This window comes from Micromonospora citrea (assembly GCF_900090315.1).
In the GTDB taxonomy this organism is placed as follows: Bacteria; Actinomycetota; Actinomycetes; order Mycobacteriales; family Micromonosporaceae; genus Micromonospora; species Micromonospora citrea.
Map to the genome: position 1 here is coordinate 3469609 of NZ_FMHZ01000002.1, position 15602 is coordinate 3485210.

The following is a 15602-nucleotide window of genomic DNA, read 5'->3' on the forward strand; positions in this document are numbered from 1 at the left end:
CCGCGCACACCGCCAACCTCACGATCACTCGCCGCGGGGTCAGCGCATGCGGGAGACGATGCCGGTGTCGTAGTCGCCGGAGAGGAACTCGTCGTTCTCCAGCAGTTCGGCGAAGAACGGGAGGTTGCACTTCGGGCCGGTCAGCTCGAAGCCGGCCACCGCGGCCCGCGCCCGCTCGATCGCCTCGGCGCGGGTGGCCCCGCTGACGATCAGCTTCGCCATCAGGCTGTCGTAGAACGGGGTGACCGTGTTGCCGGCGACGTAGCCCGAGTCGACGCGTACGCCCTCGCCCGCCGGCTCCGTCCAGGCGGTGATCGCGCCCGGGCCGGGCAGGAAGCGCTTCGGGTCCTCGGCGTTGATCCGCAACTCGATGGCGTGCCCGCGCGGCGCGAGCGCGTCCGGGTCGAAGTTCGGCGCGAGACCGGCGGCCACCCGCAACTGCTCCTCGACCAGGTCGACGCCGTAGACCAGCTCGGTGACCGGGTGCTCGACCTGGAGCCGCGTGTTCATCTCCAGGAAGAAGAACTCCTGCGTCGCAGGATCGAACAGACACTCGACCGTGCCCGCGTTGCGGTAGTTCACCGCCTCGCCGGCGCGCACGGCGGCGGCCAGGAAGCGCTCGCGCAGCTCCGGCGAGACCGCCGGGGACGGCGACTCCTCGACCAGCTTCTGGTTGCGCCGCTGCACCGAGCACTCCCGCTCGCCGAGGGCGACCACCCGGCCGTCGGCCAGGCCGAGGATCTGGACCTCGACGTGGCGCACCCGGGGGAAGTAGCGCTCGATCAGCACCGAGCCGTCGCCGAACATGCGCTCGGCGAAGGCGCGCACCTTGTCGTACTCGGTGCGCAGCGCGGCCTCGTCGTTGGCGACGCCCATGCCCATGCCGCCACCGCCGGCGGCGGCCTTCACCATCACCGGGTAGCCGATCTCCGCCGCCGCCGCGACCGCCGCGTCGAGGTCGGCCGCCGGGTCGGTGGTGCCGGGCGCGACCGGCACCCCGGCCGCCGCCATCAGGTTCCGGGCGTTGATCTTGTCGCCCATCGCGGTGATCGCGTCCGCGCCGGGCCCGACCCAGATCAGCCCGCTCGACTCGACGGTACGGGCGAAGTCGGCGTTCTCCGACAGGAAGCCGTAGCCGGGGTGGATCGCCTGAGCGCCGGTCGACTTGGCGGCGGCGAGGATGGCCTCGACGTTGCGGTAGCTCTGGGCCGGGTTCGCCGGTCCCACGCACACCGCCTCGTCGGCCTCGGCCACGAACGGCAGGCCGGCGTCGGCCTCCGAGTGCACCGCGATCGCGCGGACGCCGAGCCGCCTCGCGGTGCGGATGATCCGGCGGGCGATCTCGCCACGGTTGGCGACCAGCAGCGACTCGATCATGTTTCCTCCCAGCGTCCGGGGGTCGGGACGGGTGCCAGGTAACCACGACCGCTCGGTTACTGACGAGTCGCCACCCGGCGGCCGGTCAGGGGTTGGGGTGTGCCAGGAGGGCGGCCAGGGTGGCGGCGCGCAGCAGCTCGGCCCGGCGGCGCCGGTCCACCTCGCCGCCGAGGAACGGCGTCGAGTTCATCAGGCCGAACGCGGCGTGGGCCAGCACCCGCGCCTCGCCGTCGGGCATGCCCGGGTGCAGCGCCGTCAGCACCGACACCCACTGCTCGACGTAGAGCCGCTGGAGCCGGCGGATCCGGCGGCGCGGCTCGTCGGGGAGGCGGTCCAGCTCGTGCAGGTGCAGGGCGATCACCGCCGGGTTGGCCAGCGCGAAGTCGACGTGGAAGTCGATGAGCGACTCCAACGCGCCGCGCGGGTCGTCGGGGTGACCGGCGGACCGCTCCTGGCCACCGGCGAGCAGCTCCTCGCTGACCGGGATCAGCGCGGCGACCAGCATGGCCTCCTTGCCCGCGAAATGGTGGTAGAGCGCGGGGCCGGTGACCCCGGCCGCCGCGCCGATGTCGTCCATCGAGACGCCGTGGTAGCCCCGGGAGGCGAAGAGGCCGACCGCGATCTCCAGGATCTCGTCCCTGCGGGACCGGCGCCGGCCCGACCCCGCGGCGCCGTTCGTCCTGCCCCGTGCCTGCTGCTCCACCGTCACCGGGCAAGCGTAGACCGAGTACGCGACGGCGTGGAGGCTCGGTTACCGGCCGGTCGCCTCCGCCACGGCAGGTTGCCGCCGCCCGAGCCCCCGGCGCGGGCGGCGCACCCGTCAGTGCTCGTGGTCGAGGCCGTGCTCGTCCCGCAGCGCGGCGGCCTCGGCCGGGCGGCCCAGCAGGTCCAGCGCCCGGGCCAGCAGCCAGGCCGCCTGCTGCGCCGGTCGCGTCCCCGCCGGCAGCCCGCCGAGCACCTCGTGCAGCAGCGGCTCCGCCGCGGCCGGCCGGTCCAGCCGCAGCAGCAGCTCGCCGGTGAAGACCTCCACCTGCGCGGCCTCGCCGAACGCCTCGATCGACCGGAGTCGGGCGGGCACCCCGGCCAGCCGGTCGTACGCCTCGGCCTCCCGGCCGTGGGCGAGAAGCACCCGCGCGCCGGCCTCGGCAGCCAGCGCCAGCTCGTACGTCACCGGCGGCGGCTCGTCCGGCTGCCCGGCCAGCCCCGCCGCCAGCTTGTCCAGCTCCTCGACGGTGCCCAGGGCAGCCGCCTCGTCACCGGCCCAGAGCCGCGCGTACGCCTCCCGGCGGCGGGCCCGGAACTCGTCGAGCGGCAGCCCGGCCCGCCGGTAAGCCGTCGCCGCCGCCGCGAACCGGCCCGCCGCCAGCGCGTCCCGGTCGACGTCGTAGAGGATCCCGCCGGCCTCCTCCAGCACCTGGGCCCGGTGCGGAAGGTTGTCGGGGCCGTCCAGGTTCTCGGCGAGCTGCTCCAGCAGGGCCAGCGCCGGATCGATCTCGCCCAGCCCCTCGTAGACGCCGGCGAGCAGGTGCCGGCACCGGTCCGCCTCGGCCTGCGCGCCGAGCCGGTCGAGCCCGAGCACCGCCTCCTCCGCGACCTCGGCCGCCTCGCCCAGCCGGCCCGCCACCCGGTACGCGTTCGCCAACTCCCAGCGCAGGAAGGCGTCGCCGGCGGCGCCCCGCTCGACGCAGAGCGTCACCGCCTCGGCGAAGTCGTCCACCGCGTCGGCGGCCCGCCCCGCGGTCATCAGCGCCCTGGCCCGGGCGACCCGGACCGGCAGCCACGCGTCGGCCGGCGCCACCCGCAGCGCCTCGTCGCAGGCGGCGACCGCCTCGGCCGGGTCCTCGGTCGTCCGGGCGTACGCCAGGCAGGCCGCCGTCACGACGTCGCCGAGGCCGAGCTCCCGGCCCAGGTCGCGGGCCCGGACGGCCGCCTCGTGGGCCTCCGCCACCCGGTCGAGCTGTTCGAGCAGGTGGGACCGGTGCAGCGCGATCCGGGCGGCCAGCCACGGGTCGCCGCCGGCTCCGGCCGGCACCCGGTCGAGGACCTCGACCGCCTCCGACCAGCGTTGCCGGTGCATGAGCGCCAGCGCGACCCGGTCCAGCCCGGCGGCCCGCTGCCGGTCGTCGCCCCGCCGGTCGAGCACGTCGGCGGACTCCCGGACCAGCTCGAGCCCTTCGTCCGCGGTCTCGTCCGCCCCGGCCAGCAGCACCCCGAGCCGGCCGGCCACGGCCTGCGCCCGCAGCTCGTCGCCGAGCTCCCGGTAGGCCGCGACGGCCGCCCGGTGGGCCGCGACCGTGGCGGCCACGTCCTCGCCGTCGCCCAGCTCGGCGGCGCGCAGCTCCAGCCGGTGGGCCGCCGCCGGGGCGGGCACCTCCGTGGCGCCGAACCGGTCGTCCCAGGCGGCCAGCGCGGCCCGGAACGCCTCCTGGTCGTGGCGACGCAGCCGCTCCTCGGCGAAGTCGAGCAGCGCGGCGGCGCCGGCGTCGGCCGGCACCGCGACGGTGGGGGCGAGCGCCGGCGCCGGGGTGGGGTCGGCGGCCGGCCCGGCGGTCGCGGCCGGAACCGGTCGACGGCGCAGGCTGGCCGAGAGCGGCAGGTGCGCGCCGGTCGGCTCGGCGGCGAGCCGGCGGGAGATCCACTCCGACTGGTACGACGTGCCGTTGCGGGCGTCGAACCGGGCGGCCAGCGCGGTCGCGGTCGCGGTCAGCTCGGCGGCGAGCGCCGACGCCGCGATCTCGCCGGCCGGTCGGTCGCCCGCCGCCCGCCGGTAGACGGTCAGCTCGCCGGCCCGGCGCAGCGCGGCGGCGCCGGTCGCGGCGAAGTGCATGGCGGCGGCCGGTGAGGGCGCCCGGTCGAGCCAGTCGAGGTGCCGCTCGACGATCTCCACCGCGCGGGCGTCGTTGCCGGTGAGCGTGCAGAACTCGACGTGGTTGCCGATGTCCCACAGGTCCGACAGGTTGCCCCGCAGCCGGCGGTACGCCTCCCGGTGGGCGTCGCGCGCCTGCTCGGGGCGGTCGGTGTGCAGGTAGGGCAGGAGCAGCGCGGTGAGGATGGCCTGCGGCTGCTCCGTGCAGCTGAGCCGGCCGGCGAGGACCGGCTCGGCCAACGCGACCGCCTCGGCGTGCCGGCCGGTCTCGGCCAGGTACTGCACCTGCGTGGTGGGGTCGCAGCCGGCGCAGTCGGAGAGCTCGTCGCGGGGGGTGGTCTGCCAGAGCCGGTACCAGTGCGCGGCGGCGTCCGCGTCGCCGAGGTGGTCCGCCACCAGGAAACGGTGCTTGTGGACGGCCTGGAGGCTGTGGCCGCCCTCGCGGTAGCGGCGCTCCATGTCGTCGAGCACCGCGTTGGCGCGGTCCAGCGGGATCTCGGGGAACCGCAGCAGGCCGGTGACCATGTACTTGAAGTGCCACAGCAGCTGGTGGGCGTAGCGCTGGTGGTAGGGCTGCGGGTCGCGGTCGAACTCGGCCAGGCACCAGGAGAAGGTGACGAACGACTTCGCCGGCTCACCGCCGTAGACGTACGCGGTGGTGGCCTGCATCCGGGTCACGAAGGCCAGCTCCCGGTCGTCGGCGGCGTCGACCCGGCGCAGCAACTGCTCGACGGCGGCGATCTGCCCGGCGCCGTACGGCATGTTGGCGACCTCGCGGAGCACCCGCCACAGGTCCTCGTCTTCACTGCTCATCGTTCACTCCTGTCCCGGCACGGCCCGGCCGAGCAGGCCGAGGAAGGAACTGTTCAGCAGCGCGGCGTCGGCCGCGCGGATCGGATGGTGCCCGAGCAGCAACGCCTGCCCGTAGAGCGCCTCGACGGCCAGCCCGGCCAGCTCCGGGTCGGTCAGCGTGGTGACCCGGCGGACCAGCGGGTTGCGGTGGTTGAGCACCAGTTGCGGGCGGTCCGGCGGGGCGGAGGCGGCCAGCGCGTCCAGCACCCCGCCCCACAGCTCGTCGGCCCGGTCCCGGCTCGCCGCGAGCTGGTCGTTGAACGCCGCCGACCGGCTGACCAGATAGAGCGCCGGCAGCGAGACGGGGTCGTACGCCCGGACGACCACCTCGCAGCCGAGCCGCTCCAGGGCCCGCTGGGCGGCGGTGAGGAACGGCCGCAGGGCCAGCTCGACCTGCGGGTCGAGGCTGTCGAAGCGGGTGGTCAGGTCGCTGGGCTCCAGCCGTTCGATGAGCACCGAGCGGTCCACCGCCGGCAGCCGCTCGATCAGCTCCGTGTCGTAGGTGTAGCCGCCGTTGACCACCGCCAGGTCCTGCGCGGCGGCGACGGCGGCGAGCTGGCGGAACTCGTCCAGGCTGGCCGCGTAGCGGAGCAGACCGTGGCGCTGCCGGAACTCGGCCAGGGTGAGCGTGCCGACGTTGGTCTCCATCGGCCACCACTGGTCGACCAGGCGCAGCATCTCGTCGTCGTGCAGGGCGAGCGCCTTCACCCCGAGGTGGTGCACCTGGAGGAACTCGGCGAGCCGCCGCGGGTCGTGCTTGGCGAGCCGGACCAGCCAGCCGCGCACCTGGTCGCCGAGGGCCTCCCGGGTGGCGGCGAGGAGGCTGTCCTCGTACAGGGCCTCGCGGCTCGCCGTCGGTCGCAGCTCGGTGGCGTCGACGACGCAGTGCGCGAAGAAGGCCCAGTCGGGCAGCAGGCCGTCGGCGTGCTCGGCGAGCAGCATCCGCTTGAGGTGGACCCGGTGGCCGGCCCGGGCCGCCGGGTTCACCGGGGTCGACAGGATGAAGGCGGCCCCGGTCAGGCCGGCCTCCGGCACCGACAGCGGCAGCACGTCGAACGGGTCGAAGCCGAGCGTCTCCCGGGCGTAGCGGACCAGCGCGGCCCGGTCGACGGGCGCGCCGGGGGTCGTCGGCCAGGGCGGCGGCCCGGAGGTGGTCACCACGTCGCCGACCCGGACGGTGACCGGCAGCAGCGCGCCGAAGAGCCGGGCCAGGTCGACCACGGTCGGGGTGCCGAACCACTTGTCGGCGTCGCGGCGCGGCACCAGCGTCACCGTGGTGCCCGGCTCGGCCCGCCCGGCCCCGGGCGGGGCCGGCTCGACGGCGTACCGGCCGTCGGAGTGGCCGGTCCAGTGCACCGTCGGGTGGTCGCCGTGCCGGGTGACCACCCGGATCTCGTCGGCCACCAGGAAGCAGGAGAGCAGGCCGATGCCGAACTGGCCGAGGAACTCGTGCCGGGAGAAGCCCAGCTCGTCGCGCTTGGAGCTGCGGCCGATGGTGGCCAGCAGCTCGTGCACCTGCGCCTCGGTGAGGCCGATGCCGGTGTCGTGCACCCGCAGCGTGCCGTCGCCGGTCAGCTCGGGGGTCTCGACGCGCACCAGCGCGGGCGCGTCGGGGTCGGCCGCCCGGCGTGCGGTGATCGCGTCGACGGCGTTCTGGAGAAGCTCGCGGACGTAGACCCGCGGGCTGCCGTAGAGGTGGTGACTGAGCAGGTCGACCACGCCACGGAGGTCGACCTGGAAGGTGTGGTCCACGCTGGAGTGCTCCCCGGTCCGATGCCGGCGCCCACCGTACCGATGATCACCGACACGCGCGGTCCCCTTTTCCGGTGGCTTGACCCTCGACCCGGTCGAGCCCCGAGGCTCGCCGCCGTGACCGCACCCCCGCTCGGCCGCGACTACCGACTGCTCTGGTCCGCCGCCGTCTCCTCGCGCCTCGGCGACGCCCTGCGTACGCCGGCACTGGCCCTGCTGGCCGCGACGCTGACCCGCGACCCCCGGGTCATCGCGGCGGTGACCGTGGCTGGGCAGCTCCCGCCGCTGCTGTTCGGCCTGCTCGGCGGCGTGTACGCGGACCGCTGGGACCGCCGCCGGACGATGGCGGCGGTCGACGGGCTGCGGGCCGTCGTGGTGGGCGGACTCGCGGTCGCCGTGGCCGCCGACCGGGCCGGCGTCGCGGTGCTGGTGGCGGCGGCGTTCCTGCTCGCCGCGCTCGGCACCCTCTTCGACGCCGCCGCGTTCGCGATGCTGCCGTCGGTGGTGCCGCCGGCCGAGCTGCCCCGGGCCAACGGTCGCCTCCAGGCCGGCACGGCGGTGGCCGGCGGCTTCCTCGGCGCCCCCGCCGCCGGGGTGCTCTTCGCCCTCGCCGCGCCCCTGCCGTTCCTCCTCGACGCCGTCACCTTCGCCGCCGCCGCCATGCTCACCCTCGCCCTGCGCCCCGCCCCGCCCGCGCGTTCCCGCACCGACGAGTGCGCCCGCGAGCCGCGGAACGAGGGCCACGACCGCCCGGCCGCGGCCGGGCGGGGGCGGTCGGTGTGGCGGGAGGCCGGGGAGGGGCTGCGGTTCCTGCGGGAGGACCGGACGCTGTGGCGGCTCACCGGTCTGACCGCCGGGAGCAACCTGGCGATCAGCGGGCTGCTGGCGGTGCTGGTGCTCTACGCGCTCGACGTGCTGCGGGTGCCGCCGGCCGGGTACGGGGTGTTCGCGGCGGCGGCGGTCCTCGGCGGACTCGCCGGTGGGCTGGGGGCGGGTCGGCTGGCCGCCCGGCTCGGCACGGTGCCCGCGCTGCGCGCCGTGCTCGCCGTCCAGGCCGTCGCGCTGACCGGGTTCGCGCTGGCCCGGCACCCGATGCCCGGCGGGCTGGCGCTGGCCGTCTTCGCCGCCGGCACCACCGTGTGGAACAGCCTCTGGGCCACGTACGGGCAGCGCCATGTGCCGGCCGGTCTGCTCGGCCGGGTGGGCGCCGCCCAGCGGATGGTCGGCCTGCTCACGGCACCGGTCGGGGCCGCGCTCGCGGGCCTGGCGGGCGCGGCGTGCGGGGTGGGGCCGGTGGCGGCGGCGGTGGCCGGCGTCTTCGTGCTGGTCACCCTCGCGGCGTGGCGGGTGCTGCGCCCGGCCGCGCCGGCGCCGCCCGCCACCGTCGGCTCGGCATGACCGCACGCCCGGCGGCACCCGGCCCTGTCGCGGCGATCGACGAGGTCGCCCAACCTTTTCCGGGGGTCCGTGCGTCTGCCTGGTGACGGCGCGGACCACGGCCGGCCGGAGGGAGGGCGGATGGGACCGGCGACGACCGACGACGGGCGGAACGGGTACGTCACCTTCGTCGAGAGCCACCAGCACCGGCTGCTGCGCGCGGCCTACCTCGTCTGCGGCAACCGGCACCAGGCCGAGGACCTGCTCCAGGACGCGCTGCTCAAGCTCGCCCTGCGCTGGCCCACGGTGCGGCAGGGCGACCCGGCCGCGTACGTGCGGACCATCCTCTACCGCGACGCCGTCTCCTGGTGGCGACGCCGCCGCCGGGAGTGGCTGAGCGCGTACCCGCCGGAGACGGCGGCGCACGAGGGCGACGGGACGCTGCGGCTCGCGCTGCGCGACGCCCTCGGCCATCTGCCGCCCCGGCAGCGGGCGGTGCTGGTGCTGCGCTACTTCGAGGACCTCACCGAGACGGCCACCGCGGAGGCGCTCGGCGTCACCGTCGGCACCGTGAAGAGCCAGTGCCACGCGGCGCTGCGCCGGCTCCGCGAGGTCGCGCCGGAACTGGCCCACGACGAGGGGCGGCCCGGCGACGGCCTGGTCACCGGGATGGAGGTGAACCCGTGAGGGACGACGAACTGCGGAGGCTGCTCACCGCCGTCGCCGAGGACGTCCGGCCGTCGCGCCCGGCGGCGACCGGGTGGGAACGGGCCCGCCGCGTCCGGCGCGCCCGCCGGGCCGCCGGCGCCGCCGCCGTGGCGGTCGCCCTGCTCACCGCAGGTACGGCGGTGGCCCTGCGCCCGGCCGACCCGCCGCCGCCGGCCGCCGCGACGCCCGGCCCCACCCCGAGCGCCCCGCCCGTGCAGCGGCCGCCGGCCGAGCTGAGCTACCCCGGCGACCCGCTGGGTCGGCTCGGCGACCCGGTCGGCGCGAAGCTCTCCGCCCGACCCGTACGCCAGGCGCTGGCGCTGTACCAGCCGGTCGACCCGGACACCGGTGCCGAGGGCACGATCCGGGTGCTGGGGGACGACGGCTTCGTCCGCGAACTGGACGTCGTCACCCCGGCCCGCACCCGCGACGCCCACGGCAACGAGGCGGTCCCGCTCAAGACGGGCAGCCTCGCCCCGGACGGGCGGACGGCCGCCTTCGCCCAGACCGACGAGGTGGTCGTGGTCGACCTCACCACCGCGACGGCCCGCCGGTTCCCGCTCGCCGGACACCTGGAGCACGTCCTCTGGTCCGGCGACCGGCTGCTCGTCGGCGACGACGACACCACGTACGAGATGGACCCGCGCACCGGCGTCAGCCGGAAGGTCCCGTTGTCGCCCTGGGACGTGGTCGTGCCCGACCCCGGCGGGCGGCCGGACCTCCTGCTGGAGCTGGGCGGCCCGCCGGGTGGCCTGATGCTGCACCGCGTCGCCACCGACGAGCGGGGACGCGGACAGGACCGGGTGCCCGTCCGCACCTCCGGGCTGCTTCCGGAGCACCGCGTCGACGAGTTCTACGGGCGCGGCTGGCTGCGCGGCGAACGGCTCGCCCGGGCCGGCTGGATCAGCGTCGGCAACATGAGCGGGCTGGAGGGGGTCGCGGTGCTGGACGCCCGTACCGGGACGGTGACCCAACTGCTCGACCTGGGTCGGGACGTGTGGAAGGGCTGCTGCGAGGTGCTCGGCTGGGACGGGGATGGGGCGGTGCTGCTGCGCCGCAACCCGGGCGGGCTGCTGCGCTGGCGGCCGGAGACCGGCGAGGTCACCGGCGTCACCCGGGACCTGTACGGCGCGGTGTCGCTCGCCGCCCGCTGACCGGGCCGTCCCCCGTCGCCGTGGGGCCCCTCGCCGGCGCCCTCCGCCGCCTCGTACCGTGGCCGCCATGACGGACGCCTCGGTCGGAGACCGCGCCCCCGGCCCGGCCGCTCCCGACGCCCGGTCGGCCGGTTCCGCGGCACCTGTCAGGATCCTGCTGGCCGAGGACCAGGGGATGATGCGCGGAGCGCTCGCCCTGCTGCTGGACCTCGAGGACGACATGGAGGTCGTCGCCCAGGTGGCCGAGGGCGACAGGATCGTGCCGGTCGCGCTGGACGTCCGGCCCGATGTCGCGGTCCTGGACATCGAGCTGCCCGGCCGCACCGGGCTGGACGCCGCCGCCGAGCTGCGCACCCGACTGCCCGACTGCCGGGTGCTCATCGTCACCACGTTCAGCCGGCCGGGCTATCTGCGCCGGGCGATGGAGGTCGGGGCGCGGGGATTCCTGTCGAAGGACGGCCCGGTCGACCAGCTGGCGGCGTCGATCCGGCGGGTGCTCGGCGGCGAGTCGGTGATCGACCCCGCGTTGGCGGCTGCCGCGCTGAGCGCCGGGCCGAGCCCTCTGACGGCCCGGGAGCGGGAGGTGCTGGCGGCGGGGCAGGGCGGCGCGACGGTGGCGGACATCGCGGCGAAGCTGTGGTTGTCGGAGAGCACCGTCCGCAACTACCTGTCGTCGGCCATCGGCAAGACCGGAGCCCGCAACCGTACGGAGGCGGCCCGGGTCGCCGACGAACGCGGCTGGCTCTGACCCGCGCCCTCCGGCGGTGACATTTGTCCTGCCGGGGTCCGGATATTTTCGTCTACAAGGCACCTGACCTGCACTCGTAGCGTTTCTGGCATGACGGAGACACGTGGTGCGGGACCGGCGGTGGCCTTTGCCGGCGTGGTCCGCACGTTCGGAGACGTACGGGCGGTCGCCGGGCTCGACCTCACGATCGGGCGGGGCGAACGGGTCGCGCTGCTGGGCCGCAACGGCGCGGGCAAGTCGACCTCGATCAGCCTGCTGCTGGGCCTGGACGAGCCGACCGCCGGCCAGGTACGCCTGTTCGGGGCGGCCCCGCAGCGGGCGGTGCGCGCCGGGCGGGTCGGCGCGATGCTCCAGGACGCCAAGCCCGTTCCCCGGGTCACGGTGCGCGAACTGGTGACCTTCGTGGCCAGCACCTATCCGAAGCCCATGCCGGTCGACGAGGCCCTGGCCCTGGCCGGGCTCGGCGAACTCGCCGGTCGGCGGGTGGACCGGCTCTCCGGCGGTCAGGCGCAGCGGGTCAACTTCGCCGTCGCCCTCGTCGGCGACCCGGACCTGCTGGTCCTCGACGAGCCGACCGCCGCGCTCGACGTGGCGGCCCGCCGCTCGTTCTGGGAGTCGATGCGCGCGTTCACGGGGCGGGGCAAGACCGTCCTCTTCTCCACCCACTACCTGGAGGAGGCGGACCAGAACGCCGACCGGGTCGTCGTCATCGACCGGGGTCGGGTGGTCGCCGACGGCACGGGCACCGACATCAAGCAGGCCGTCGGTGCCAGCGTCGTCTCCTTCGACCTCCAGGGCCGCCCGGAGCCCGCCGGACTCGCGTCGTTGCCGGGCGTGCTCTCGGTGGCGGTCGTCGACGGCCGGGTACGCCTGCGGACGGCCGACTCCGACGCCACCGTCCACGCCCTGGCCCAGCAGGGACCGGTGCGGGGCCTCGAAGTGACCTCCGCCGGCCTGGAGGACGCCTTCCTGGCCCTCACCGCTCCCACCGCCGCCCCCTCCGTCCCGACCCAGAAGGCAGGTTCGTGATGTCCGCCCAGATCGCCCCGGTCTACCAGTACGTCGGGCTGGAACTTCGTCGTACCTTCCGGGACACGGGGTTCGTCGTCTTCGGCATCGGCACGCCCGTGCTGATGTACCTGATGTTCACCAACGTCGGCGGCGGCGTCGGCGGCGGCTCCTCCGAATGGGCCGTCACGGCGATGGTGGGCCTGGCCGCGTACGGCGCGCTGAGCGCCGGGCTGACCGCCGGTACGGCGGTCGCCGAGGACAAGGCGGCGGGCTGGCTCCGGCAGCTACGCATCACCCCGCTGACCGCGGCCCAGGCGGTCGCCGGGCGGACCGTCACCGGTTCCCTGATGGTCCTGCCGACGGTCCTGGTGGTCCTGCTCACCGGGGCGATCGTCAACGACGTACGCCTCGAGCCCGGTCAGTGGGTGGCGCTGACCCTGCTGCTGTGGATCGGCTCGCTGCCCTTCACCGTGCTCGGGCTCGCCAACGGCTACGCCCTCTCGACCCAGACCACCAACGTCGTGAACGTGGTGACCAACCTGGTGCTCGCGTTCGTCGGCGGCCTGTGGTTCCCGGTCGCGGAGTTCCCCGGCTGGCTGGCCGCCGTCGCCCGGTGGACGCCGGCCCACCGCCTGGGCGAGCTGGGCTGGGCCACCACCCGGGGTGACGTACCGGGCCCCGACACGGTTCTCGTGCTGGTCGCCTGGCTGGTGCTGTTCGGCGCGTACGCCGGCCACGCGTACCGTCGGGCCAGCCGTAGCGCCTGACGACGGCACCGGGACGGTCGCCGCGGGACACAACACCACCACAAGGCGGGAGAGATCCGAGACATGCGGAAGTTCCGGTGGCCGGGCGCGGACGCGGAAGCCCACGAGCTGCCCGAGCTGACCAGCGGGAAGGCCTTCCTGCCGTGGCTGATGCTGACCGCCGGCGCCGTCGCCGACCTCGTCCGGGGCGACGTGCCCCTGCCCTGGCTGGCCGGGACCGGCCTGCTGGCCTTCGTGGCGCTCTACGTCGCGGTGACGTTCCGGGCGTTCGACTCCCGCCGCCGGACGCACCGGACCACGCTGGGCCTGCTCGCCGCCCAGGCCGCCGTCACCTACCCGCTGGCCCTGGGGTACGGCGGCAGCTGGATCCAGCTGTTCCTGCCGCTGGCGCTGGCCTGCGGCACCGTACTCCGTGGTCAGCACCTCGTCGCGGCGCTGATCGTCCTGGGCGGGTCGGCGGGGGTGATCTCCGGGGAACGGGACCACGACCCGCTGGCAGCGATGATCAACGGTTACGGGACCTTCATCTCCGGCGTGGTGACGGCGGCGATCCTCGGTCTCGCGGCGACGACGGCGGAACTGCGCCGCACCCGGGAGGAGCTCGCCCGGTCGGCGGTCGACCAGGAACGGCTGCGCTTCGCCCGCGACCTGCACGACCTGCTCGGGCACAGCATGTCGGTAATCGTCGTGAAGGCCGAGGCGGTGCGCCGGCTGGCGGAGCGCGACCCGGCGCGCGCGGCCGCCCAGGCGTCCGACATCGAGACCGTCGGCCGGCAGGCCCTGACCGAGATCCGGGAGGCCGTCACGGGCTACCGGGAGAGCAGCCTCGCCACCGAACTGGACCGGGCCCGGTCGGCGCTGACCGCGGCGGGAATGTCGGCGGACGTCCAGCTCTCCGGTCCACCCCTCGATCCGGAGTCCGAGGCGGTGCTCGGCTGGGTGGTGCGGGAGGCGACGACGAACGTCGTCCGGCACAGCGGTGCCACCCGGGTCGAGATCGTCATGGCGCACACCCCACGGCAGATCCGGCTGGAGATCACCGACAACGGCACCGGTCCGTCGCACTCCCGTCCGCCGGCCGGCTCCGGGCTCAGGGGCATGTCGGAGCGCCTCGCCGAGGTTGGCAGCACGCTGGTGGCCCAGGCCGGGCCGGAGGGCGGTTTCCGGGTGAGCGCCGAGTTGCGGAGACCGACGTGAGGTGAGCGCCGAACCGCCGGAACCGACGTGAGCCGGGCCCGGCCGGGGCCGGGCCCGGCCGGGGCCGGGCCGGGGTCGCCGCCGCCCGGACGCACCGATGGTGGCCGGCGGGCCGGCGCCCCGACCGACGGGATCGGCGGCTACGCCCGATACCAGCCCCGCCAGGTCCCCCCGTCACGCCAGGACCACCACCGGCCGCTGTTGTTCACCCACACCTCGATGACCCGGTTCCCGTTCGAGGTGTAGCAGTCGTACGTGTCGTCGGCCCTGCCGTTGTTCGGCATCTCGTGCCACCGACCGGCCCCGGGCCACGTGTGCCAGATCGTGCGGTTGTCCGCGATGACCCAGGACTCGTCGTACGTGCCGTTGCTGTTGAAGTCGCAGGTGAGCTGGTGCGAGTCACACTTGGCCCAGCCCGCGTAGCCGAACGCCCACACGCGACAGGCCGCCGCGCCGACCTCGTCGCCCGAGGCGGAGCCGACCAGCGTCCGCTGGGCGGTCGCGGGCACCGGCTTCGGGTCGGGGCGGGACGCGGCCCCTGCCGGCGTCGCGGCGACCAGGCACAGGACCAGCCCCGCCACGATCGCCGCGAGCCCGGCACGGCCCGACGCCCCCACCCGCATCCGTAGCTTCCTCATCGAACTCCTCCGATCTGCTGTGTCGGACCGCGGCGTCGTTTCCGCTGGTCCCTTTTGCGGAGGCTAGAGCGAAGGACGGGGGCGCCGTGACGGTCGTTCGACCCACGACGGGACAGGAGCCGCACCCGCGCGGCCCGGCCGGACCGGCCGACGCGTCAGCTCGCGAGGCCGCCGGGCTGGTCGCCCTTCACGACGGGGGCCCGGACGAGGTTGCCCCACTCGGTCCACGAGCCGTCGTAGTTGCGCACCTGCGGGTAGCCCAGCAGGTGCCGCAGCACGAACCAGGTGTGGCTCGACCGTTCGCCGATGCGGCAGTAGGCCACGATGTCGTCGTCCGGGGCGAGGCCGAGCTGGTCGGCGTAGATGGCGCGCAGCTCGTCGGGCGACTTGAACGTGCCGTCGTCGTTCGCGGCGGACTTCCACGGCTTGTTGACCGCGCCCGGGATGTGCCCGCCGCGCAGCGCGCCCTCCTGCGGGTAGTCCGGCATGTGCAGCATCTCGCCGGTGTACTCGCCCGGCGATCGGACGTCGACCAGGGGGCGGCCCGCCGCGACGTGCGCCATCACCTGCTCGCGGTAGGCCCGCAGCGGCGCGTCGTCGCGGCGCGGCACCGGGTAGTCGGCGCGTGGGCGGGACGGCTTGTCCCGGGTCAGCTCGCTCCCCTCGGCGACCCACTTCTGCCGCCCGCCGTCGAGCAGCCGCACGTCCGGGTGGCCGAACAGCGAGAAGACCCAGAGGGCGTACGCGGCCCACCAGTTGAAGTTGTCGCCGTAGAAGACGACCGTGTCGTTTCGACCGATGCCCTTGGCGGCGCACAGCTCGGCGAAGCTCGCCGCGTCGAGGTAGTCCCGGGTCACCTGGTCGTTCAGCTCGGTGTGCCAGTCCACCTTGACGGCGCCCGGGATGTGGCCGGTGTCGTAGAGCAGCACGTCCTCGTCACACTCGACGACGACGAGGCCCTCGTCGCCCAGGTGCTCGGCCAGCCACCCGGTGGTGACCAGCCGCTGCGGGTCCGCGTACGACTGGAGTCGGGGATGGGGATCACTCGGCACAGACATGGTCCCCAAGGTACGCCGCATCTCCTGTAGGCCAACGGAAAACGGGTGCAGCGAACCGGACACGCCACACGTGACACCCGCGAACCCGCCGACCACC

At 75.3% G+C, this 15602-nt stretch carries 13 protein-coding genes; 7 read left to right on the forward strand and 6 right to left on the reverse strand.

Annotated features, from left to right (window positions below; all coding sequences use genetic code 11):
• Nucleotides 1-39: 39 nt before the first annotated feature.
• The 4 genes from GA0070606_RS15895 to GA0070606_RS15910 all read right to left on the reverse strand — a co-directional run bounded on the left by GA0070606_RS15895 (nt 40) and on the right by GA0070606_RS15910 (nt 6847).
• Entirely contained in the window at nt 40-1377 is a 1338-nt protein-coding gene (locus GA0070606_RS15895) for an acetyl-CoA carboxylase biotin carboxylase subunit (RefSeq protein WP_091100313.1), read from the reverse strand.
• An 85-nt stretch (nt 1378-1462) separates the two neighbouring features.
• A complete protein-coding gene (locus GA0070606_RS15900; protein ID WP_091100317.1) occupies nt 1463-2086 on the reverse strand; it encodes a TetR/AcrR family transcriptional regulator in 624 nt (207 codons plus the stop codon).
• Between the two features lie 111 nt (nt 2087-2197).
• The gene (locus GA0070606_RS15905) at nt 2198-5056 is read right to left on the reverse strand and encodes a hypothetical protein (RefSeq protein ID WP_091100321.1); all 2859 of its coding nucleotides are present in this window, start codon (nt 5054-5056) and stop codon (nt 2198-2200) included.
• 3 nt (nt 5057-5059) lie between these two features.
• On the reverse strand, nt 5060-6847 hold the full coding sequence (locus tag GA0070606_RS15910; RefSeq protein WP_091100324.1) for an HSP90 family protein: 1788 nt from the start codon (nt 6845-6847) through the stop codon (nt 5060-5062).
• A 117-nt stretch (nt 6848-6964) separates the two neighbouring features.
• Between GA0070606_RS15910 and GA0070606_RS15915 the strand changes: the two genes are divergently transcribed.
• The 7 genes from GA0070606_RS15915 to GA0070606_RS33710 all read left to right on the forward strand — a co-directional run bounded on the left by GA0070606_RS15915 (nt 6965) and on the right by GA0070606_RS33710 (nt 13809).
• A complete protein-coding gene (locus tag GA0070606_RS15915) occupies nt 6965-8245 on the forward strand; it encodes an MFS transporter (RefSeq protein WP_245724703.1) in 1281 nt (426 codons plus the stop codon).
• A gap of 120 nt (nt 8246-8365) precedes the next feature.
• Nucleotides 8366-8911, forward strand: coding sequence for a SigE family RNA polymerase sigma factor (locus tag GA0070606_RS15920; RefSeq protein WP_091100328.1), 546 nt, complete (start codon nt 8366-8368; stop codon nt 8909-8911).
• Entirely contained in the window at nt 8908-10086 is a 1179-nt protein-coding gene (locus tag GA0070606_RS15925; RefSeq protein WP_091100332.1) for a hypothetical protein, read from the forward strand. The genes GA0070606_RS15920 and GA0070606_RS15925 overlap by 4 nt, the downstream gene beginning before the upstream one ends.
• A gap of 67 nt (nt 10087-10153) precedes the next feature.
• Nucleotides 10154-10834 (forward strand): response regulator transcription factor, encoded by a 681-nt coding sequence (locus GA0070606_RS15930; RefSeq protein WP_091100335.1) that lies wholly within the window; start codon nt 10154-10156, stop codon nt 10832-10834.
• Nucleotides 10835-10924: 90 nt separating this feature from the next.
• On the forward strand, nt 10925-11863 hold the full coding sequence (locus GA0070606_RS15935; RefSeq protein WP_091100338.1) for an ABC transporter ATP-binding protein: 939 nt from the start codon (nt 10925-10927) through the stop codon (nt 11861-11863).
• The gene (locus tag GA0070606_RS15940) at nt 11863-12612 is read left to right on the forward strand and encodes an ABC transporter permease (protein ID WP_091100342.1); all 750 of its coding nucleotides are present in this window, start codon (nt 11863-11865) and stop codon (nt 12610-12612) included. Before GA0070606_RS15935 ends, GA0070606_RS15940 begins: the two co-directional genes overlap by 1 nt.
• 63 nt (nt 12613-12675) lie before the next feature.
• Nucleotides 12676-13809, forward strand: coding sequence for a sensor histidine kinase (locus GA0070606_RS33710; RefSeq protein WP_091100346.1), 1134 nt, complete (start codon nt 12676-12678; stop codon nt 13807-13809).
• Nucleotides 13810-13949: 140 nt separating this feature from the next.
• Here GA0070606_RS33710 and GA0070606_RS15950 read toward each other — a convergent pair whose 3' ends face one another.
• Nucleotides 13950-14447 (reverse strand): hypothetical protein, encoded by a 498-nt coding sequence (locus GA0070606_RS15950; protein ID WP_141721705.1) that lies wholly within the window; start codon nt 14445-14447, stop codon nt 13950-13952.
• 155 nt (nt 14448-14602) lie between these two features.
• Nucleotides 14603-15505, reverse strand: coding sequence for a sulfurtransferase (locus GA0070606_RS15955; protein ID WP_091100351.1), 903 nt, complete (start codon nt 15503-15505; stop codon nt 14603-14605).
• Nucleotides 15506-15602: the final 97 nt, after the last annotated feature.